Origin of the sequence: Listeria cornellensis FSL F6-0969, assembly GCF_000525855.1 — a bacterium.
GTDB classification, from domain to species: Bacteria; Bacillota; Bacilli; order Lactobacillales; family Listeriaceae; genus Listeria_A; species Listeria_A cornellensis.
Genome location: NZ_AODE01000053.1, coordinates 1 through 20469, shown reverse-complemented (window position 1 = coordinate 20469; position 20469 = coordinate 1). Strand labels below are relative to the sequence as shown.

Sequence of the window (20469 nt, the reverse complement as noted above, 5' to 3'; positions counted from 1 at the left end):
TTACTCGATAACGACGCCGCGCTCACCCGATAATACGCGAGCGGTTCCGCCATTCCATACGCAAATTCCTGTTCCTTCAAAATGGCCAACCACGTCGCCGTATCCTGTCGCGCCCGCAACAATGGCATGCGGAAATCGCCAACTTTTTCCCGATCAATCACCACCGTCAAACACCCAATAATCGTGTTTTTCAGTAATTGCCGATAATTCATTTTCTCCGGCACCTGTACCGTCCGTTTAACGGCTGTCGGCTTACCCTCAAACACGTGATACGCCGTAAATGTAAAGCCATAATCGTTCGCCCTCATAAACGCCAGTTGCTTCTCCAACTTCTTTGGATGCCACACATCATCACTATCCAAAAACGCAACAAACCGCCCCCGCGCCCGACTCAATCCCTCATTCCGCGCAAAGCCAGAACCACGATTCTCCGTCAATAAAACCAGTTGAATCCGCGCATCCCGTTCCGCCATTTCCCGCAACATATCCCGCGTCTCATCCGTCGAACAATCATCCACCACCAACAGCTCCCAGTCCTGATACCCCTGTTGTTGAATGCTCGCAATACTTTCCTTTAAAACCGCACTACTATTATAGGTTGGCATAATAATGCTCACTACATCCGCTTGATATCCTTGCCTCATAAAACACCTATCCTTCTTGAATTGGCCCATATTTTTGGCGCAACCATGGCTGTTGTCGTTTACGCTCACTGATTTCATCCGCATAATACAACACCGCCGAACCTTTGCGTATCTTTTGAATCTTCCCGCGTGCCACAAGCGAATGAAAACATTGTTTCGATACGCCTAAATAATCAATGGCTTCCTGGGTTGATAAAAACAAGCTATTGAGTAATAACAACTGCTCCTCATATTTTTGTACCACCGTATCACCCCATCATTCCTTTATATCTCTGGAATCGTGACAATGACTGGCAAACTTGTCACATCTTCAAAATCTTTCACCGTTTTAAACGTACTTTTCAGAGATTCCCGAATAACAAAACTAGCTAGACTAAGCGTCAGCGCCATCACAAAAGCTAGAATCATATAAATCCGGATTTGCGACATGGTTAAATTTCCGCTGAGTTCTGCATCTGATAAAATATTCACATTGTCTATATTCATCAATTTCGGTACCTCTTTTTCCATGGAGAAGGCCAGCGTCTCTGCAATCGCCCGAGCCATCTCTGGGTCTTCCTGTTCGACATGAATCGATATGACTTTGGATTCTTTCTCATTTTGTACACTGATCACTTGGCGCAACCCAGAAACACTTGTAGAAAGATCCAACCGCTCAATCACATCGTCCAAGATTACTTTACTCTGCAAAATGACATTATACGTATTCACCAATTGTGTATTGGAATCCGAGCTTCGGTAATTCCCCGTTTCTTCGTCCGTCAATTTCGGATTGATAAGCAGTTGTATGGACGCGTCATATTTCGGCGCCATAAATTGATAACTCGCAACACCAACCAGACACGTTGCCATAATCGCAATAACCAGCGCAATCAAGATTTTTTTTGCGAATGATGGTGATTATATTTACTAAGGATAATTCTCGTTTCATATTCTCCATCCTTTACGTCGTTCTATATTTGCTTCCTTTTCCTTCAAACTCCTCGCAACGAGTGCAAAGAAGAAGAAAAATATTTCGTTCAAAACTAGCGACAAAGAGGTCATCATCGATAAATATCCAATCAAAGTAATGACTAACCACCATTGTTCCTTATCCTCTAAAGCCGCCTTTACCAGTGTCCACAGAATCGCAATAATCGCTGTTGCGTAAAGTATCATCCCGACAATGCCTGTTTCCACCAAAATTTCCAAAAAGGAATTATGCATGAAAATCGCTTTTCCAGCTGAAAAAGAATGATAGGCTTGAAAATTGAAAGAACCAATCCCAAACAGCGGTTTATCTATAAAATACGCGAGCCCATCCGTCCAAATATCGAACCGGCCACTTCCGCCATCTTCACCCACCGTTCCAAATCGTTCCACCATCAACTCCCACAACGACACTTCCATGAACTGATCAAAGAAAAAGTTTGCGAGTAAGAAAAAACCAACCGATCCTAGAATCATTAGCAATTTCGATTTCAAGCTTCCAACAAATAGGCACAACACTAACACGATGACTAGCGAGATAATCGCACCGCGCGAAAGCGTCAGCATCACACACAGGATCGCAATAAATCCGCCAAGCAAGTTCCACCATTTTTCCCGATGCGTCAAGAAGTAAGCGATGAATAACATGTTGATAAAAACAAAGATATTCGGATCATTCGTCAGACCAAGCAACCTCGCAAAACTCCGGTCAATCATCACGCCCATCTCGCGAATCCCATTCCCCTGCATGTTGAAACCCAAGTTCACAAGCCCCATCACGTAATAGCCCAGACTCAAAATATTGAACACAAACCCCGAAATGATAATCGCCCACTCGATGTCCCTCCACCGAATCCGATCCAACCAATACCGACAAAAGAAGTAAAAAATAATCAAGATAAACGTAGCACCAATCGCTCGCAGCGCAGCACCTGGATAAGCCGTAATCACACCACGCAAATCGTAATACACATAGAAACCGATAAACGCTATTTCAAAAAACAAAAGTTTAGAAATCGTCATTTTTGGTGCATAATAAAGCATTAAGATTAGAAGTAACAGCATGTATGGTTTCACCGCCAAACCAAGTTGTACATTAAACTGACTACCGATACTAAGAAAAAGCAACATCAGCGTGAGTAAAAACACCTGATTTTTAGAATGGCGCGGGGAAATATTGTTAGTATAATCACATGTTATATCACTTTTATAATCCATTCCTTCGTTCTCCTATCCCTCGCCTTAGTAATAATAACGGTAACGATCTCTTACTTTCACTTTGACACGATTAAATACAATTCCGAGGCACCTGGCTGATACTTGATTCAAGACTTGGTATGTCCGTTCTACTTCTTCCTTCCGTACTTCATCGTATTTAACGACAAGCAATGTTGCATCACTGTGGTTCAAAATCGTCTTCACCTCCGGCACAAGTAGTACAGGCGGCGTATCAATAATCACTAAATCATAGTCTTTTTTCACTTCAAAAATGAATTTCTTTAATATCGTTGCATCAAACAATATATTGGGTGAATCTTCTACTAAGCCGCTTGTCAAAATATCCAGCCCTTGCACACCAATATCCTTGAGGCATTCTTTCAGAGCATATTCATCCTTTAATACGTCACAAAATCCGACCGCATTGGATAACCCTAGCTTCTTATGCACAGAGGGCCGTCTGAAATCACTGTCAATCAATAACACTTTCTTGCCAGCCTCCGCAAAACTTCTCGCAATCCCTATCGCAATGGAGCTCTTCCCCTCGCTGGATAAAGAGGAAGTCACACTTATTGCTTGGATATCTCGCTGCTCCGACAACTCAATCGTCGTTCTAATATGCGCCATTTGTTCCTGAAAGAATAGATTCTCATTCAGTATTTCTTTTACTTTCATCTATTATTCACCTATTCTTGAAACGTATTTGTCATCGTCTTCAACTTATCACCATCGAATGTCACACGTAGCTCTCCGTATCCACGAGGACCGGTGATAAAGAAGGCTTCCATCGTATTTTCCTTTGTATTCACATCAATGTTCTGAGCTGCACCTGCGTATTTTGTGAGTAATTCCACTTTGGTCCAGTCGTCTTTTTTTGATGATTTCTTTGGCATCCGTAATTGGAATATAGGCGTTCTGTACGAAATAGGTCGTCACGTCACCCGTACTGCTTCTAATAACCGCATCCTTATCCTGAATCACAATCTTGCCATCTTTATATTCCAACGCATTGTTGCTTTTTGTCAGCTCTGCGAATTCTTGCTTGCTTACCTCTGCGTCCTCATTTTCCCATGACGTAACTGGACTGTATTCTTTTTCTTGATGTGAACAAGCCACTGTTAAAATTGTCAAAATTGCGATTATTGATATAATTGTTTTTTTTCATTTTGCTCTCCTCATCTCGCACCGCTACCATTTAAGATCACTTGGACCGTTTTGCATAGTATGCGTGCTTCATTTTTGATAGACATGGAGTTAATGTACTCCAAATCGAATTTTAAATTTTTCTTTCGGGGAAATGTCGTAGCCTCCGTTGACTTGTGCCCAGCCAGTAAGACCTGGTTTGACAGCTAAACGTTGGGTAAAATTGGGGTAAAGTACTTGGAATTCTTTGGTGAACATTGGTCGTTCTGGACGTGGGCCAATCATGCTCATTTCGCCTTTTAATACATTCCAAAGTTGAGGGAGTTCGTCGATTCGTGTCTTCCGAATAAAGCGACCGACTTTTGTGATTCGTGGATCATTCTTTTCAGCCCACTTGGCACCACTGGCTTCAGCGCTTTCCTCCATGGACCTGATTTTATAAATTGTAAATTCAGTGCCTTGATGCCCAACTCTGCGTTGTCTATAGATAATTTGTCCGGAAGATTCTAATTTCACGGCACAAACCGTTGCGAGTATAATCGGTGATGTCATGACTAGTAAGATTATCGCAAAAATGAGGTCAAATAATCGTTTCGTGTACTGGAACATTGCTGATTTTTTCTTAGTTTTCACTTGATCATATCTAACTTCATACTCCATTGTCTCCATCCTTTCTTCTCTGAGTGATTATTTTGTTTTGCTATACTTATATCATATAACACTATGCTTGAACCCACCATTCGATTCCTGTCGGCCTTTTTGACAAAACTTCGATGACTCGCATTTCGCCATTAATAAAGCAAAGATATGCTAGCCTAAATCTAGCATATCTTTTACCTCGATTAAAAATTTATTTTGTAACTACAAGGTCAGCGTAAGCAATTCCGCTTGCTGCCCCTTGGCTTAAGAAGATAATCGCGCTTGTGTTTGTTGCGCCAGTCGTGAATGTTAGTGTTCCTTGCGCGTAATCTGTCGATGTTACATAGGCGTTGGCTTGTGTTCCACCAAACGTTTTCACGCCGATAGATAAACGAGCTCCTTGTTCTACTTTACCGTACATAGAAACGGTATATGTTGTGTTTGGTAGTAGACCAGTGATTGTTTGTTCTACACTTGAATTACCTTCTAATTTAACAACTTTGTTACCGTCTTCTGTTACAATAACTGGTGTTTGTGCTGCCTCTGTTTTCCATGTTCTCCAGCTTGTTAGGTTGCTGTCGAATTGGCTATTTCTTGTTAGGTTCTCTGTTTGTGAAGCTTTTAAGTTTTCAAATAATGTTGTTGCACGTGCTAGTTCTGCTCCTAGAACGGCTTTTGCTGCTAAGTTAGCTGGTACTGCAGCTACTTTTTCAGTTACTGCGGCTAAATCTGCATCTGTTGTCGTCATTTTGATAGCACCATTATCGCTTAGTACAGGTGTTAGATGTGTTGTACTGACAGTTGTTTGTGCTGTGAATAGGGCTGCTAATGCTTCTGTTGCTGCGATGACTTCTGGGCGTTCGCCTTCTGGTGTTGAGTCTTTGAATCTTACATCATCGATAGAACCTGAACCTGTTCCAGCGCCTTTCATCATGAAGATTGTTGCTGTTTTATTTGTTGCACCTGTGCGGATAGTCACACTTGCTTTTACGTAATCCGTTCCGCTGATACGTGCTGTTTTTTTGCGTTCCGCCGTAATTCTTAACACCAATACTTACATAGCCATTGCCACTTACCTTGCCATAAATTTCAAGCGTATAAGTTGTATTTGGCTGTAAACCAGTGATGATTTGCTCTGTACTTGAGCCTGTTGCAAGTTTCAAGACATTGTTACCATCTTCTTGTACTGCTGATGGCGTTGTAGAAGTTGCGCTATTCCATGGTTTCCAGTTAGCGATTCCACTGTCGAATTCGCCATTTTTCACCAAGTTGCCTGTTTCCGCTGCACCACGAATATCCCAAAGATCTTGTGCTGTTTTCAATGTTGCTAGTAAGTCAGCTTTGGATTCATAGCTATCTTTCATTGCGTCTACGATTGCTTTTGCTGCATCAATTTCTGCTTGTTTCGTTGTTATTTTTAGCGCACCATTTTTGTAAAGTGTTGCTGCGCTGTCGTTCACGCCAATAACGGAAAGGTTCGTAAACAAGTTATCAACTGTTTTTACTGCTTCAATAACTTCTGGAATTAAATCTTCACCATTATCTGCTTTTGCAATGACAAAGTCTGTGAAACCACTTCCAGATCCTGCACCTTTCATTAAGAAGAAGGTTGCTGAAGTAGCACTTGCCCCAGTTGTGAAAGAAATCTGACCTTTACTGTAATCTGCACTTGTCACACGAATACTTTGTTGCGTTCCACCGTGATTTTTGATACCCGCAGATAGGAAAGTGTTATCGTCTACTTTACCGTAGAATGTTAGAACGTAATTTGTGTTTGGTTTCAAACCTTGGATTGTTTGCTCAACGCTTGAGTTAGATGCTAGTTTTACTGCATTGCTTGCTACACCGTCTTTAGCTACTACTGATGGCGCCATTGATCCCGTACCAATCCATGTTTTCCAGCCATTTAGAGCATTATCAAAGTTACCGTTGACCACACGATTACCGATTTGTTCGTTGTTACGTGCGATTAATAGGTCCTGAGCTTTTTTTGAGTTGTGCTACTAAAACTGCTTTTTCAGCTACATTATCTGGTGCTAGGTCTAACTTGTCTTGTGCTGCATATATTTGAGCTTGTGTTGTGTCAAGTTTCACTGCACCAAAAGCATCTGTTTTTTGACCAAAATTGACTAACGTTGTCAATAAGCCTTGAATCGCTTCTTGTGCTGCGATAAATTCTGGTGAAGTTGGTCCATTTTTAATATCGAGTAAATCTTGTGCTTTATCTAGTTCTTTTTGTAAACCTGCTTTGATTGTTGGGTCTGTTACTTTGTTGATTAGATCTTGTGCCGCGTCAATAGCACCTTGGTCTGTTGTTTCTTTGATAACACCTGTTTCTGGTTTGTTATCTTTGAACAATTCGTTGACTGCTTTTTCTGCTGCTTCTTCGCGTGCTTTTTCTGCCGTACTATTTCTTGCATCTAGTAATTCTTGTGCGCGATCTAGTGTTTTTTGTAGGCTGTCTCTTACTGTGCTAACTTTGACAAGATCGATTTGTGATTGTGCTGTGTCAATCGCTAGTTGATTGGTGATATCTTTGATTGCATCTGTTGCAGGATCATTATCTTGGAATAATTGATTTACTAAGAAGTTAGCGATTAATTGTTGTCCTTTATCTGCCGTATCCAATTCTGCTGCGATTTTGGCATCTAGTAATTCTTGTGCACGGTCTAGATCCTTTTGTAAATCTGCTTTGATTATTGGATCTGTTATTGCATTGATTAGGTCTTGTACTTTATCAATGGCTTCTTGGTTTGTTGTGTCTTTGATTGTTCCGTTCACATCGTTACCGTTGAATAGATCTTTCAAGCCTGCTTCTGCTGCTTCTTGACGGGCTTTTTCTGCTGTATTTTCATTTAATAGGTCTTGGGCTTTGTTCAAGTTCTCAAGTAACTCTGCTTTTTTCGTTGCATCTGTTACAGCATCTACTAATTTCTTAGCATCGTCTATTGCTTTTTGATCTGTTGTGTTTTTCAATGCATTGCTTGCTGGTGTATCATTTGCGAAAAGCTCGTTAACTGCTTTTTCCGCTGCTTCTTCGCGCGCTTTTTCCGCTGCCGCTACATTACGTGCGTCTAATTGTTTTTGTGCTTCTTTTAGATTGTTTTCTAATTCTGCTTTCTTGGTTGCGTCTGTTACTGTGTTTACTAATGTTCTAGCGTCATCGATTGCTTTTTGGTTTGTTGCGTCTTTGATTGTTCCGTTGACATTATCGTTATTGAATAGCGCCTTTACGCTTGCTTCTGCCGCTTCTTGGCGGGCTTTTTCGGCTGCCACTACATTACGTGCGTCTAATTGTTTTTGTGCTTCTTTTAGATTGTTTTCTAATTCTGCTTTCTTGGTTGCGTCTGTTACTGTGTTTACTAATGTTCTAGCGTCATCGATTGCTTTTTGATTTGTTGCGTCTTTGATTGTTCCGTTGACATTATCGTTATTGAATAGCGCCTTTACGCTTGCTTCTGCCGCTTCTTGGCGGGCTTTTTCGGCTGCAGCTGCTGTATTACGCGCGTCTAATTGTTTTTGTGCTTCTTTTAGATTGTTTTCTAATTCTGCTTTCTTGGTTGCGTCTGTTACTGCGTTCACTAACGTTCTAGCGTCATCGATTCCTTTTTGGTTTGTCGCGTCTTTGATTGTTCCGTTGACATTATCGTTGTTGAATAGCGCTTTTACGCTTGCTTCTGCTTCTTGGTGGGCTTTTTCCATTCCCTCTGTAGCAAATGTACCATAGGCAATTTTTTTTTACATTTTTATTCTTATATGTTGTTTTAAAGTCCTCACTGTCGGTAATTATATCAGCATCTAAAATTAAAAATTGGCTGAATTCTGCTCTTTTAAATACATACGAATTATCCGGGCTACCTGCAGCATTGCTACCCTTATTCCAAGTGGACATACCTACTATTGGTTGTAGCACAGCAGTAGTAGTATCCCCCGAAATAGCTTGTACATGTGTTGCCTCAATAATAAAATTGGCCTTAGGATCTGCTAAAAATCCTTTCCTCTGAACCCATAATCCATACGAATTAACTGTTGCAAGAGGGTTGTTGTGTTTTATGATAAGATTAGCATCATCATAAACCCTTAAATCCCCATTGAAGGCACCGAAATCTTGCCCACCTTCTGATAGAAACGTTGTATTACTTCCTCCAACCAAATTCACTAGATAATTATTATTACGAGATGCTGGTACCGTTCCATTTTGAACATAAGCATTTTTTTTTGTTCGCGATAAGGCTTAGATTACCGAAGTTGAAAACTAGACCCCCACCACTATTTTCAAAAGCATGCTCTGTCCTTGATATCACATCTACAGTTGCGGCCTCACCTATCGTGAACGTCCCAGCATACAATTTAATACCAGCTTTATCAGTAGTTAGCGAAATCATTCCGTCATCTAACACGTTTATATCCCTAGCTTCTATGGCTGTCGCTGTTGTGTTGCTCCCTAAAATAAGTCCACTGAAATTAACTGTACCTTTCTGTAGATTAAATAATGCTTTCGAAGTAGTCGAAAAAGTAATATTCTTATAGCTACTAGTAACATTCGTAGCTGTACCTCCAAGCGGAGCCCCATAGGCACCAGCATTTTGAATAATCATATTTTCTACTATATTTACGGTACTAGCCTCACTATTGATATTTCCACCATTCAAATTAAGAGTATAACCATTTCCATCAATATTTTTACTACCTTTTGCTTGAATTGTTCTAAGAGGGATACTGATATTAGCTGTTAACTGAATATCTTTAACACCTGAATTAATAAGCGCTGCATTAAAATCTGCTAGTGTAGCTACTTTAATAGGTTGGACAATTACGCGTTTTTCTATCGTTTGTGTTCCGTTCGCCATTGGTTGTTCTGCTGCATATGTCGCAATGGATGCTAGACCAGTTTGTCCTACCATCAGTGCCATTACTGTAATCGTGATTGGTTTTCTTAATACGTTTTTCATTTATTTAATTTCCTCCTCATTTGATCCAGGGCTTTCTAGTGAGTTCTGGCTTGTATTACATCTGAATCGCCTCCCCAAAAATCGATATTAAACACAGAATATTAAGTTTTATATTCTTGTATTTATTGAACTCCTTTTCTTTACTTTTATTCTTGAAAGCTTCTATATCAGCTATATATATTATTATCTCACCTTTTATTTGCACTGCAGTTCTCTATTTGAGCAGATAGTTATTCATTTTATGACAATTTTATGAATTCTATTGCGCACATTTCAGAAATACGTTAGCTAGGTATTTCATCACCATGTTATGCTTTTGTTTTTATAAGTATTTGCCTCTTCTCATCTAGCGTGACCAGCTCTTTATACTTTAATCTCAATAATAAATCACTCAGCTTGGTTCGGCTTATTCCCAAATAACTTGCTATCAACCTTCTAGTGAAAAAACCAGGGATAACGAATGCATCTTTCTCTACTTTATAAGTACCAAACCGTCTTCCAATATTACCCAAAACAATTAGTGTGCGTTGTTCATCTGTTTCATCATTTAAAATAATTCTACCTTCGTATGAGCGATATCGATCCAACATACAATTGTAGTGGTATAAATATCCATCTTGTAAACTCATGATTTTCGCCATCACTTCACTTTTTTCAAATCGCCACATCGTTAATTTCACCAAAGGATTTAGATAGAATCTAGCACCTTGAATCGAATTGCTATCTACTAGACCAAAAAAATCTGCTTGCCCTCGAAAGTCAATAATTTGTTCTCCTATACTAGCTGACGCAACTCCTTGGCTGATATAATAAACATAATCGATATTGCCTTTTTTCAATTCGATACGCTCACCTTTTTTTTACAATAATCTTCTGTCTTGATACTTCTAAAAAATTATCATCTAACAGCAACGCATATAATTTTTCAGTATTAAATTCTTGCTCGATGATATCATGTGTGTACAAATCTTTTAAAATCATGCTTACCACCTCCTAGAATTAGTATCTCATCTTTTAGTTGTCACACAATTCTCTATTTGAACATCAGTGGATGGATATTATGACTTTTTTTCGAATTTGTAAAATTTATCTCTTTTTAATTCATTACCCATAACAAAGCAAGGATATGTCAGAAAAAACAACATACCCTTGCTCGTATTTAAATCTATTTTGTAACAACAAGATCAGTGTAAGCAATTCCGCCTACTACACCTTGGCTTAAGAAAATAATTGCGCTTGTACTAGTTGCACCAGTCGTGAACGTGAGTGTTCCTTGGCCGTAGTCAGTGGACGTAACAAATGCATTGGCTTGTACGCCACCATAGCTCTTCACACCAATAGACAATCGTGCACCGTTTTCTACTTTACCGTATGCTGACACGGTATACGTTGTATTTGGAAGTAGACCGGAGATTGTTTGTTCAACGCTCGAGTTTCCTTCTAGTTTCAAGACTTTGTTATCATTTTCAGTAATGACAACTGGCGTTTCTGCTGTTGTTGCTTTCCATGTTTTCCAGTTTGTTAGATTCGAATCGAACATGCTGTTTCTCGCTAGATTTCCTGTTTGTGATGCTTTTAGTCCAGCCAATAACGATGTTGCTCGTTCGAGTTCTTTTTGCAAAGTTGCTTTTGAGGCTAAATTGCCTGGTACTGCTGCTACTTTTTCTGCTGCCATTGCCAAATCCGCATCTGTAGCGGTCATTCTAATCGCACCATTTTGATTTGAAATCGGTGTTACATTTGTTGTGTTGACAGATGTTTGTGCTGTGAAAAGTGCTGCCAAAGCCTCTGTCGCTGCGATTACTTCCTGGATTTCACTTTCTGGTGTTGTATCTTTTAATAGCGCGACATCAAGCATACCTGTTCCTGTTCCAGCGCCTTTCATCAAGAATACCGTGACAGAGGTGTTTGTTGCACCTGTGCGAATTGTAACACTTGCTTTGGCATAGTCTGAACCGCTGATTCGTGCTGTTTTTTGTACGCCGCCATAGTTTTTAAGCCCTACACTGACATAGCTATTATTATCTGCTTTCCCATAGACTTCTAGCGTATACGTTTTGTTTGGTTTTAAACCTGAGATAACTTGTTCTACGCTGGAATTTGCTGCGATTTTCAAGACATTGTTATTGTTCTCTAGAACAGTTGTTGGAACAGTAGAAGCGGTGCCATTCCACGGTTTCCAGTTAGCAATACCGCTGTTGAATTCGCTATTTTTAACTAAATTTCCTTCTTGTTCTCCCATACGAATATCCCACAGGTCTTGAGCTGTTTGTAGTGTCTCTAACAAATCGGCTTTAGATTCGTAGCTTTCTTGCATGGCATCCACAAAGGCTTTTGCCCCATCAATTTCAACTTGCGTCGTCGTTAATTTTAGCGCGCCGTTTTTATACAGCGTTGTTGTGCTCGTATTAACTCCGATAACGGATAAGTTCGTGAACAGGCTATCGACTGTGTTTGTTGCTTCGATGACTTCTGGAATGCTATCTTCGCCGTTATCCGCCTTTGCGATAACAAAGTCTGCAAAACTAGTTCCAGTTCCAGCTCCCTTCATAAGGTAGAATATTGCTGATTTAGCGCTATCTCCTGTCGTAAAGCTAATCTGACCTTTACTGTAATCTGTACTTGTAATACGGATACTTTGTTGCGTACCACCATGATTTTTAATACCCGCAGATAAGAAAGTACCATCGTCTACTTTACCGTAGAAAGTCAGGACATAATTTGTATTTGGTTTCAAGCCTTGGATTGTTTGTTCTACGCTTGAATTGGAAGTTAGTTTCACCGTATTACTGGCAGCACCTTCTCGAGCTGCTACCGTTGGTGCCACGGAATTAGTACCAATCCATGTTTTCCAACCATTCAGGGCACTGTCAAAATTACCGTTGATTACTCGGTTACCGATTTGTTCATTGTTGCGTGCCATGAGTAGATCTTGCGCTTTATTAAGTTGTTCTGTTAGTACTTTCTTTTCTGGTACACTATCTGATATTAGATTTAATTTGTCTTGTGCTTCGTAGATTTTTGCTTGTGTTATATCTAGTTTAATAGCGCCATGAGCATCTGTTTTTTGACCAAAACTAACAAGGGAGGTAAATAAATCTTGGATTGCTTGCTCTGCCGCGATGAATTCTGGTGTATTCGTTACCTTCTGGGCATCTAATAGCTCCTGCGCTTTATTTAATTCTTTTTGTAAGTCGGCTTTGATTGTTGGATCTACGATTGCGTTAATTAAATTTTGTGCGACATCAATCGCGCCTTGTTCTGTTGTTTCTTTGATAACACCTGTTTCTGGTTTGTTATCTTTGAACAATTCGTTGACTGCTTTTTCCGCTGCTTCTTCGGCTGCTAATTTTTCTTCTAGTTGACCTTTTGCTTTATCTAGTTCTTTTTGTAACCCCGCCTTGACTGTTAAATCAGCTACTGCGTTGATTAAATTTTGTGCGGTATCAATAGCACCTTGATCTGTTGTTTCTTTGATTGTTCCGTTCACATCATTACCATTGAATAAGTCTTTCACGCTTGCTTCTGCTGCTACTTGATTTGCTACATCATCTTTGTCTTTTTGCAGTTGAGCTACTGTTTTTCTCACATCCGCTTTAAAACGTATCGCGATGTTTGCCTGTGAATCTTGGACCGTCACTCTCGGCGTCTCTGTGTAGTAGAAGAGCTTAGTTTGATTACTAGTTGCTGTAAATGTAATCGTCTTATTCGTTATACTTCTAAAGTCCCCCGCCATCGTAGAGCCGTCTAACTGTTCCTCTTGCTTTTCTAAAATTTTTCCTGTTGCATCTGTCACGCCTGCTATATACTTCAGATTATCGATATAGCCCTTCGTCACTTGCCCTGCTGTAAAAACACTTCCACTTGCCTGTGTCCAATAACCATAAGACATCGTATATTCTTTTCCTGGTTCTGTTTCCATATAACGCCACACCGTACTCATTACTTCTGGTGAGAGCTGTGCTTTTCTATGTTTAATTGTCACTTGATTTGACGTTAAAGCTTTACCAATATTCACGCTTGTCAAGCCCATTTGATAATATACGCTATCTCCACCCGATAAGGTCATCGTCGGAACAGTATTATTATTTATAGTATTCCCGTTATTAAATATCCAAATTGGTGAACGATATATTCCACTGCCTTGTGCCGTTTCTTGTAGCATAGCATCTGATGAAGTCATTAAGTCTGTACGCTCTGCAAATTGTTTTTTTCGCCTCGTCTAGCTGTAATTGTAAGGCAGATTTTCGTGCTGTATCTGTTACTGCATTTACTAATATTTGAGCACTATCAATACTCACTTGGTTTGTTATTTCTTTAATTAACCCTTTGACATCATTATTATCAAATAAATCCTTCACACTTGCTTCTGCTGATGCCTCCGCTAATAATGCCTTCGCTAATTGAGCAATTGCCTTGTCTAAACTAATTTGTAATTTCTTTTTTTTCTGTTGCATCTGTCACTAAATTTAATAAGGTAGTAGCATTGTCTATATTAGCTTGTGTCAAGTTGACTTTGATATCGTTTGCGGGATTATCTGCTGTAAACAATCCATTGACAGCATCTTTAGCATTCTTAAGGACTTTACCATCTGTGAAACCATCTTTAGAAAAGATTCCTTTAATTTCGCCATCTAATGTAAGCACAATTTGGTAAGCATCATCGGTAGTAAAAGTACGGTCGGCATTAGTTACCCATGTCTTGTCCGTTAAAGTAGAGTACCATGCTTGCTTTTTAGTTACAGGTCCATCTATCCCTGCTTGATACACACCATTTTTATTCACAACAATTGTGTATTTTTTGAAATTCTCGTTTAAAAATTTAACATTCAGTCTGTTGTCCGCATCAATGGTTACAGAATCAATCATAAGATCCATTATATTAACTGATCCAACAACTACTCCCTCTTGACGAAAGACAATTTCATACTCATCATCGGCAGTAAATGTACGATCTGCATTAGTAATCCATGTACGATCTTCTAAAGTAGAGTACCAAGGGACTTTTTTCGTCGCTGGACCGTCCATCCCTGCTAAATAAGCCCCATTTTTATTTATCGTAACTGTATAATCTTTGAAATCATCATTCGCAAAAATAACATTCAGTTTCCCACCAGTATCAATGGATACCGAATCAATCATTTTTTGGAAATTATTAACTGCATTTTGTGTTACCTCATAAGCATGACCTGCTTTTGAGTTTATTGAAATCATCCCCATCGGGCCTGAGAATAGTATTGCTGTTGCTGTTGTGATATTTAAAATTTTCTTCTTCATAATATTAAATTCCTCCTGGATATTCTTTTTTTTACAATGTCAGATTAAAAAACTATGACTACCTCATTATCAAATGTTTCAATGAAACCTTCGTGTCTATTGCTCTTATTTTCAGTGAATAATTAATAATTGTATATCTAGCTTCCTCCTCTTCTTTTTACCACTTCAATAGTATCGCATCTTTGTAGCAAGTGATTGTTCTCTTTTCAAGCAATCAAACAAGTTTTTCTAGACTTTGTTTGAACTTTTAGACATATTTTCAGGAAGCTTATTTTCTATTTAAGTAGAACCACCTCCTTGCTTCCTTGGACAAGAATATAATGAAAAACTGGTCTTTACTTAGATTTATACTTTATCAAATATTGCTAGTTAGCACGTACACATATCTGTTTATTCTCATCTATCGTAATGAGTTCTCTACTTCTTAATTTCAATAATAAATCGCTAAGTTTCGTTCGTCCTACTCCTATATAGCTTGCTATCGATCCCTTAGTAAAAAAAAGGGGGAATAACGAGCCTATCCTCACTCATTATATAGTCTCCAAAACGCTCTCCGATATTCCTCAAAACTAGTAGTAAACGTTGCTCATCTGTTTCATCATTTAAAATGATTCTGCCTTCATAGGCACGGTACCGTTCCAACATGCAGTAATAGTGATACAGGTATCCTTCTTGTAGGCTCATTATTTTAGCCATCACTTCACTCTTTTCAAATCGCCACACCGTTAGCCTCGTCAGTGCACTTAGATGAAATGCTACACCCTGAACCGAACTACTATCCGCTAGACCAAAAAAAATCTGTCGCCCCGCGAAAATCTATTATTTGATCTCGAATACTAGCAGCCGCTACTCCTTGACTGATATAATAAACATAATCTAGCTTATCCTTTCCTAACTCTATACGCTCTCCTTTTTTAATATAAATTTTCTGGCTAGATACTTCTAAAAAGCTCTTATCTGAAAGTAACGCAAATAGTTGTTTCGTATTAAATTCTCGTTCGATAGTTTCATAGGAATATACATCATTTAAAATCAAATCCACCACCTTCCGGAATTATTATTTCACGAATAGCTATGCTATTCATGCTGACCTAGTGATTAATTTTGTAACATAACTCACTTTATATTTGTCTGTATTCTTTTAGTTGGCTATACTTAAGATTATAGACAGATATGCGTTGCCTCACCATTTTACTTTGTCCTTTTTTTCGACATAAAAATAAATCAAGTGGAGGAATCATTATGAACAAGTTCAGTTTAGATATAATTGCTGATAAAAAGATTCGACGCAAAATTTACATGGTTGAGAAGATATTTGAATCGCAGTATCCTATTTCACTAGAAGAAATCGCTACTGAATTTAATGTCTCTGTTCGTACGCTCGAGCGTGATATTGCAGAAATTGGTGCCTTGGATAAAGACTTTATTATCCAGCATAAGGCGATTGGATATGAAATTGAGAACAGTGCAGTGATTGATGATCTCTTACTTAATATATCCGAACAATCACCAATATTCGTGATTATTCAAAATATTTATGAGGAGATTTTTTTAGACATCGATGAATGGGCGGATGAACTATTTTTATCTTCATCCGCCTTGTATCGGTATTTAACTAGCTTGAGAAATATACTAAACGATTTCAACTTAACTTTGTCATTAACTCCCGTTAACATCGAAGGCGCTGAAGTAGATATTCGTTATTTTTATCAATACTTTTTCTATAGCATCAATGATATCTCTCCTACTTATCGACCTGGAAGTGAGCTACTTGATATTTTCGAGAAAAACCATAACTATTTTTTAGAGAATACCGAAATTGATGGTTCCGTCCAACATCGGAGTCTACTTTACTGGATTATGGTTGTCAATAAACGCGTGTCTCAAAATCATTTTATTGAAATCCCTGATGATATCCATGAAAAACAACAACAATCGCTCACTTATAAATATATTGATAAACTTGCGCATGAAATCTTGACTTCAATACCCTCAGATAAAATAAGTAAAGATGAAATTACATTCCTAGACATATTAATCTTGGATAACTACATTTATAGGGAGAATCTTGCGGGACCAATTGAAAAACGACTATATCCTCTTTTGACGGACGAATTAGAAGCGTTTGTAACAGATTTTTTCAAAGCAGCGAACATTAGTACTCCCAGCAAATCAACGCTCTATATTTTCGTTTTTTATATTAGAAATACACTCTTATTATCCGAGTTAACACCCCTTTTTCAAAAGAATTTTTTCGAAGTAAATCAGTTTGTTAAAACGACGCATTATACGGTTTTTAAAAAATGGATGGATGCTATTTCATTTTCCAAAATAGAGATATTTGAAAAATTTGTGCATTTAGAAGATATTTGTGTAAACCTTACGATGTTTACGTTGTATGCCACTAATAAAGACGTTAATAACATGCCACATGTCCTATTCTCATTTGATGGAAAGACGGCTTACTTAAATTATTTGCATATGTTTGTTGAGAATTTTATCGGTGGAAATACGAAGGTAACATTTAACTATAACAAGCATATTACGAATGAATTAGCTAACAAGTTGGGAGTCGATATTATTGTGAAGAATTACAAAGAAACGTCTGAGGAATTTGATTGTATTCATTACAGTACTTCACGCCACCCAACGACGAAAGATTGGGATAACATCTATCATTTGATTCTTGGAATGCAGAGCTAGGATGGTAACATAAAAAACCAAAGCTACATGTCGGGATAAAGCGACATGTAGCTTTGGTTTTCTATTTGTTGAAATTAGAGATCAATCCTTCTAAAACTGTTGGAACTGATCAACTGGCATTACAAACACCGTCGCACCGCCAACTTGGACTTCAATTGGGTACGGTACGTACGTGTCTACAGTCACGCCAAGTGAAGCTGCTGGGCTCATGATTTGTTCGCGGGCTTTGCAGTTGTTTTTAATAATTTCAAGCGCGGTTTCGACTTGCTCGTCTTCCACACCTATGATAAAGGTCGTGTTTCCTGCTTTTAGAAAGCCACCTGTTGATGCTAATTTAGTGGCACGGAAATTGGCATCCGTTAACGCGTCGGATAGGCGGTTGCTGTCCTGATCTTGAACAATCGCAAAAATAAGTTTCATCATTTTCCATCCCCTTACAATGTTTTTCTTTATTATATCAGAAATTTGGCGAAAGCTTTACTAATAAAACCTCGTGGTGGCCGGGGCTCATCTCGATATGTAACAAATGATGTTAGCCTAGTCTTACTTTTATTCGTTCGAAAATATCTGTGACGATTTCTTCAATGGTTCTTGTGGCATCAATGATTTCGATTCGTTCTGGGAACATGTCGCGCACGGTTTCATAGCCTGTTTGTACTTTGTTGTGGAATGTCACATCTTCCATATCGAGGCGGTTGACTTCGCGGCCTTTATTTGCAGCGATTCGCGCCAGGCCAACATCTGCTGGAACGTCTAAATAATACGTCACATCTGGCATCGTTGTTTCCACAGCAAATTGATTGATTTTCAAAACTTCGTCAATCCCGATATCGCGTCCAACGCCTTGATAAGCAAGGGAACTATCGATGAAGCGGTCGCACAGGACTAGTTTTCCTTCGGTGAGGGCTGGGCGGATGAGTTCTACGACATGTTGCCGTCTCGCGCCTGCTATGAGTAGAGCTTCGGTTTTTGCGTCCATTCTGCTGTCAAGATCGTTTAGGAATATCTCCCGAACAACATCGGAAATCTTACTACCTCCGGGTTCTCTCGTTTTTACAAATTGGATTCCTGCTTCTTCTAAACGCTCTGCTAAACGTGTGCCGACCGTTGTTTTGCCTGATCCGTCTGGACCTTCTAACGTGATAAAAATACCGTTCATTTTTTGTTACCATCCTTATTCGTTTTCTTATTTCTAAGCATACCATGAACTGGCGCAAAACGCTTATATTTATATGAAAATAGAGGTAAGAAATCGAAATTGCTGATTCCTTACCTCTATTTATCTAGCGCCTAGTCTTGTTTGCGTCGTCTTTGTAGTAATGTGCCGAATAGGATGAATGCTGAACCAAGAAGTACATACAGAAGCGCAGATGTATCGCCTGTTTTCGGTAGTACTTTTTTGATGATTGGTTGTTTTGGTTCTGCTTGCTTTATTTCTGGCTGTTCTGGCGCTGGTTGTGCTGGTGTTAATTGTGGCGCGATGACTTGCAGGTTTACCGTCTTAGTTGTTGTTTTATCATTGCTGTTCGTTACGCTGTAGACGACTGGATAATTGCCTGCTTTCGTGAGGTCTGCTTGGCTCGCGTCGTAGGTGACTTGATCGGTGATATCGCCGTCAACGGTATCTTCTGCGGTTACGTTTTCTAGCCATGCAACGCTATCTTCGCTTGCGCCTTGCATCACGCTTAGATTCGATGCTTCCAAAATTGCCATTTCAGCGGTGACTTCGATTTGAACCGTTTCGACTGTTGTTTTGCCGTTGCTGTTTGTCACGCTGTAGTGAACTGGGTAGATGCCTTCTTTTTTGAAATCTACGTTCGCGTAGTCGACAGTCACGTCTGAACTCAGATCGCCATCTACTTTATCGGTTGCGAAAACGTCATCGAACCAGCTGATTTCTTCTGATGTTGTGCCAGCTAAAATAGATTTGTTTACGGCCGTGATGACTGGGTTTTCAGCGGTGACTTGTAGGTTGATTGTGAGGCTTGTTTCTTTGTCGTTGCTGTTTGTCACGGTATAGCTGACTGGGTAGTTGCCTTCTTTTTTGAAATCTACTTGGCTGTAATCGACGGATATGTGTTGTGAAATGTCGCCGTCTACTTTATCGGTCGCTGTGGCATTTTGGAACCATGGATATTCTTCGCCCATTGATCCAGCTAAAACGCTGATGTTGCTTGCTTCGATGACTGGATTTTCGGCGGTCACTTGGATGTTCACGGTTTGCGTTGTTGTTTTATTGTTGCTGTTTGTGACCGTGTATGTGACTGGGTAATTGCCTTCTTTGTTCAAATCCGCGCTGCTGTAGTCGATTTGGATTTGGTCGTTGATGTTTCCGTCTGCTTTGTCTTCCGCGGTAACGTTGTGGAACCAGGCAAAATCTTGTTCTTTAGTGCCCGCGATGATTGCTAGGTCGCTTGCGTGAAGGACTGGATTTTCAGCGGTTACTTGTACGTTGATTGTCGTTGTTGTTGTTTTTCCGTTGCTGTTTGTCACGCTATACGTCGCTGGGTAGTTGCCTTCTTTTTTTGAAATTCACTTCGTCGTAATTCACGGTAATGTCGGTGCTGATGTCTCCGTCTGCCAAATCTTCTGCGGAAACGCCTTGATACCACGCGATGTCTTGCGCATCAGTTCCTGCGAGAATGTCTAGATCCGTTGCTGTTAAAACGGGGTCTTTCGCTGTAACTTGCAGGTTAACGGTGCTAGTCGAAGTTTTGCCATTGCTGTTTGTCACGGTGTAAATGACTGGGTAATTGCCCTCTTTTTTAAATTGAACCTTTGAAAAGTCGACCGTTACGTCTTTGCTAATATCGCCGTCTGCTTTATCGGTTGCCGAAATGCCTTGGAACCACGCGATATCGCCTGATTTTGTTCCTGCGAGAATGTCTAGATTACTAGCTTGAAGGGCAGGTTTTTCAGCGGTA

23 protein-coding genes and 1 pseudogene are annotated in these 20469 nt (G+C 39.5%); 1 reads left to right on the top strand and 23 read right to left on the bottom strand.

The genetic code is table 11. From position 1 onward, the window contains the following. The 19 genes and pseudogenes from PCORN_RS16495 to PCORN_RS16410 form a co-directional block, all read right to left on the bottom strand. Positions 1 to 644: glycosyltransferase family 2 protein (locus PCORN_RS16495; RefSeq protein WP_036082593.1), on the bottom strand; the 644-nt coding region annotated here is incomplete at its 3' end. A 7-nt stretch (positions 645 to 651) separates the two neighbouring features. Beyond that, positions 652 to 888, bottom strand: a complete 237-nt coding sequence (locus PCORN_RS16490; protein ID WP_036082591.1) for a helix-turn-helix domain-containing protein — start codon at positions 886 to 888, stop codon at positions 652 to 654. 20 nt (positions 889 to 908) lie between these two features. After that, positions 909 to 1520 (bottom strand): YveK family protein, encoded by a 612-nt coding sequence (locus tag PCORN_RS16485; RefSeq protein WP_051999566.1) that lies wholly within the window; start codon positions 1518 to 1520, stop codon positions 909 to 911. 51 nt (positions 1521 to 1571) lie between these two features. Continuing rightward, positions 1572 to 2831, bottom strand: a complete 1260-nt coding sequence (locus PCORN_RS16480; protein WP_036082589.1) for an O-antigen ligase family protein — start codon at positions 2829 to 2831, stop codon at positions 1572 to 1574. A gap of 24 nt (positions 2832 to 2855) precedes the next feature. Further along, positions 2856 to 3506 (bottom strand): CpsD/CapB family tyrosine-protein kinase, encoded by a 651-nt coding sequence (locus PCORN_RS16475; protein WP_051999565.1) that lies wholly within the window; start codon positions 3504 to 3506, stop codon positions 2856 to 2858. Between the two features lie 11 nt (positions 3507 to 3517). Continuing rightward, the gene (locus PCORN_RS21005) at positions 3518 to 3640 is read right to left on the bottom strand and encodes a hypothetical protein (protein ID WP_277620231.1); all 123 of its coding nucleotides are present in this window, start codon (positions 3638 to 3640) and stop codon (positions 3518 to 3520) included. A gap of 1 nt (position 3641) precedes the next feature. Then, positions 3642 to 3962 carry a hypothetical protein gene (locus PCORN_RS16470; protein WP_036082587.1) on the bottom strand — a complete coding sequence of 107 codons (321 nt, stop codon included), beginning with the start codon at positions 3960 to 3962 and terminating at the stop codon, positions 3642 to 3644. Positions 3963 to 4006: 44 nt separating this feature from the next. Then, positions 4007 to 4643 (bottom strand): annotated as a pseudogene (locus PCORN_RS16465) (sugar transferase). Positions 4644 to 4824: 181 nt separating this feature from the next. Beyond that, entirely contained in the window at positions 4825 to 5592 is a 768-nt protein-coding gene (locus tag PCORN_RS16460) for a carbohydrate binding domain-containing protein (protein WP_149024405.1), read from the bottom strand. Beyond that, the gene (locus PCORN_RS16455) at positions 5564 to 6550 is read right to left on the bottom strand and encodes a carbohydrate binding domain-containing protein (protein ID WP_036082583.1); all 987 of its coding nucleotides are present in this window, start codon (positions 6548 to 6550) and stop codon (positions 5564 to 5566) included. The genes PCORN_RS16460 and PCORN_RS16455 overlap by 29 nt, the downstream gene beginning before the upstream one ends. Before the next feature lie 22 nt (positions 6551 to 6572). Then, the gene (locus tag PCORN_RS16450) at positions 6573 to 8315 is read right to left on the bottom strand and encodes a toxin Cry1Ac domain D-VI-related protein (RefSeq protein WP_036082581.1); all 1743 of its coding nucleotides are present in this window, start codon (positions 8313 to 8315) and stop codon (positions 6573 to 6575) included. Continuing rightward, positions 8257 to 8766, bottom strand: a complete 510-nt coding sequence (locus tag PCORN_RS16445; RefSeq protein ID WP_206537463.1) for a hypothetical protein — start codon at positions 8764 to 8766, stop codon at positions 8257 to 8259. Before PCORN_RS16445 ends, PCORN_RS16450 begins: the two co-directional genes overlap by 59 nt. Positions 8767 to 8785: 19 nt before the next feature. Next, a complete protein-coding gene (locus PCORN_RS16440; protein ID WP_036082577.1) occupies positions 8786 to 9565 on the bottom strand; it encodes a pectate lyase-like adhesive domain-containing protein in 780 nt (259 codons plus the stop codon). A 308-nt stretch (positions 9566 to 9873) separates the two neighbouring features. Continuing rightward, positions 9874 to 10404 (bottom strand): cyclic nucleotide-binding domain-containing protein, encoded by a 531-nt coding sequence (locus PCORN_RS16435; protein WP_036082575.1) that lies wholly within the window; start codon positions 10402 to 10404, stop codon positions 9874 to 9876. Between the two features lie 10 nt (positions 10405 to 10414). Then, positions 10415 to 10546 carry a hypothetical protein gene (locus PCORN_RS21000; RefSeq protein ID WP_277620230.1) on the bottom strand — a complete coding sequence of 44 codons (132 nt, stop codon included), beginning with the start codon at positions 10544 to 10546 and terminating at the stop codon, positions 10415 to 10417. Positions 10547 to 10730: 184 nt separating this feature from the next. After that, positions 10731 to 13748: a toxin Cry1Ac domain D-VI-related protein gene (locus PCORN_RS16430; RefSeq protein WP_077913958.1), complete on the bottom strand. Its 3018-nt coding sequence runs from the start codon at positions 13746 to 13748 to the stop codon at positions 10731 to 10733. Beyond that, a complete protein-coding gene (locus tag PCORN_RS19145; protein ID WP_036082570.1) occupies positions 13672 to 14022 on the bottom strand; it encodes a hypothetical protein in 351 nt (116 codons plus the stop codon). Before PCORN_RS19145 ends, PCORN_RS16430 begins: the two co-directional genes overlap by 77 nt. Continuing rightward, positions 13991 to 14842 (bottom strand): toxin Cry1Ac domain D-VI-related protein, encoded by an 852-nt coding sequence (locus tag PCORN_RS16420; RefSeq protein ID WP_036082568.1) that lies wholly within the window; start codon positions 14840 to 14842, stop codon positions 13991 to 13993. The genes PCORN_RS19145 and PCORN_RS16420 overlap by 32 nt, the downstream gene beginning before the upstream one ends. Positions 14843 to 15617: 775 nt before the next feature. Further along, the gene (locus tag PCORN_RS16410; RefSeq protein WP_036082564.1) at positions 15618 to 15878 is read right to left on the bottom strand and encodes a cyclic nucleotide-binding domain-containing protein; all 261 of its coding nucleotides are present in this window, start codon (positions 15876 to 15878) and stop codon (positions 15618 to 15620) included. Between the two features lie 206 nt (positions 15879 to 16084). On the opposite strand from PCORN_RS16410, the gene PCORN_RS16405 reads away from it, so the two are divergent. Next, positions 16085 to 17545, top strand: a complete 1461-nt coding sequence (locus tag PCORN_RS16405) for an AcpB/EbpR/MafR family transcriptional regulator (protein WP_036082562.1) — start codon at positions 16085 to 16087, stop codon at positions 17543 to 17545. 90 nt (positions 17546 to 17635) lie between these two features. Here PCORN_RS16405 and PCORN_RS16400 read toward each other — a convergent pair whose 3' ends face one another. The 4 genes from PCORN_RS16400 to PCORN_RS16385 all read right to left on the bottom strand — a co-directional run. Further along, positions 17636 to 17965: a cyclic-di-AMP receptor gene (locus PCORN_RS16400; protein WP_036082595.1), complete on the bottom strand. Its 330-nt coding sequence runs from the start codon at positions 17963 to 17965 to the stop codon at positions 17636 to 17638. Positions 17966 to 18077: 112 nt separating this feature from the next. Continuing rightward, positions 18078 to 18704: a dTMP kinase gene (gene tmk / locus PCORN_RS16395; RefSeq protein ID WP_036082560.1), complete on the bottom strand. Its 627-nt coding sequence runs from the start codon at positions 18702 to 18704 to the stop codon at positions 18078 to 18080. Between the two features lie 131 nt (positions 18705 to 18835). After that, positions 18836 to 20038, bottom strand: coding sequence for an LPXTG cell wall anchor domain-containing protein (locus PCORN_RS16390; protein ID WP_036082558.1), 1203 nt, complete (start codon positions 20036 to 20038; stop codon positions 18836 to 18838). Position 20039: 1 nt separating this feature from the next. Continuing rightward, a partial coding sequence (locus PCORN_RS16385; RefSeq protein WP_036082556.1) for an immunoglobulin-like domain-containing protein occupies positions 20040 to 20469 on the bottom strand: 430 nt, incomplete at its 5' end.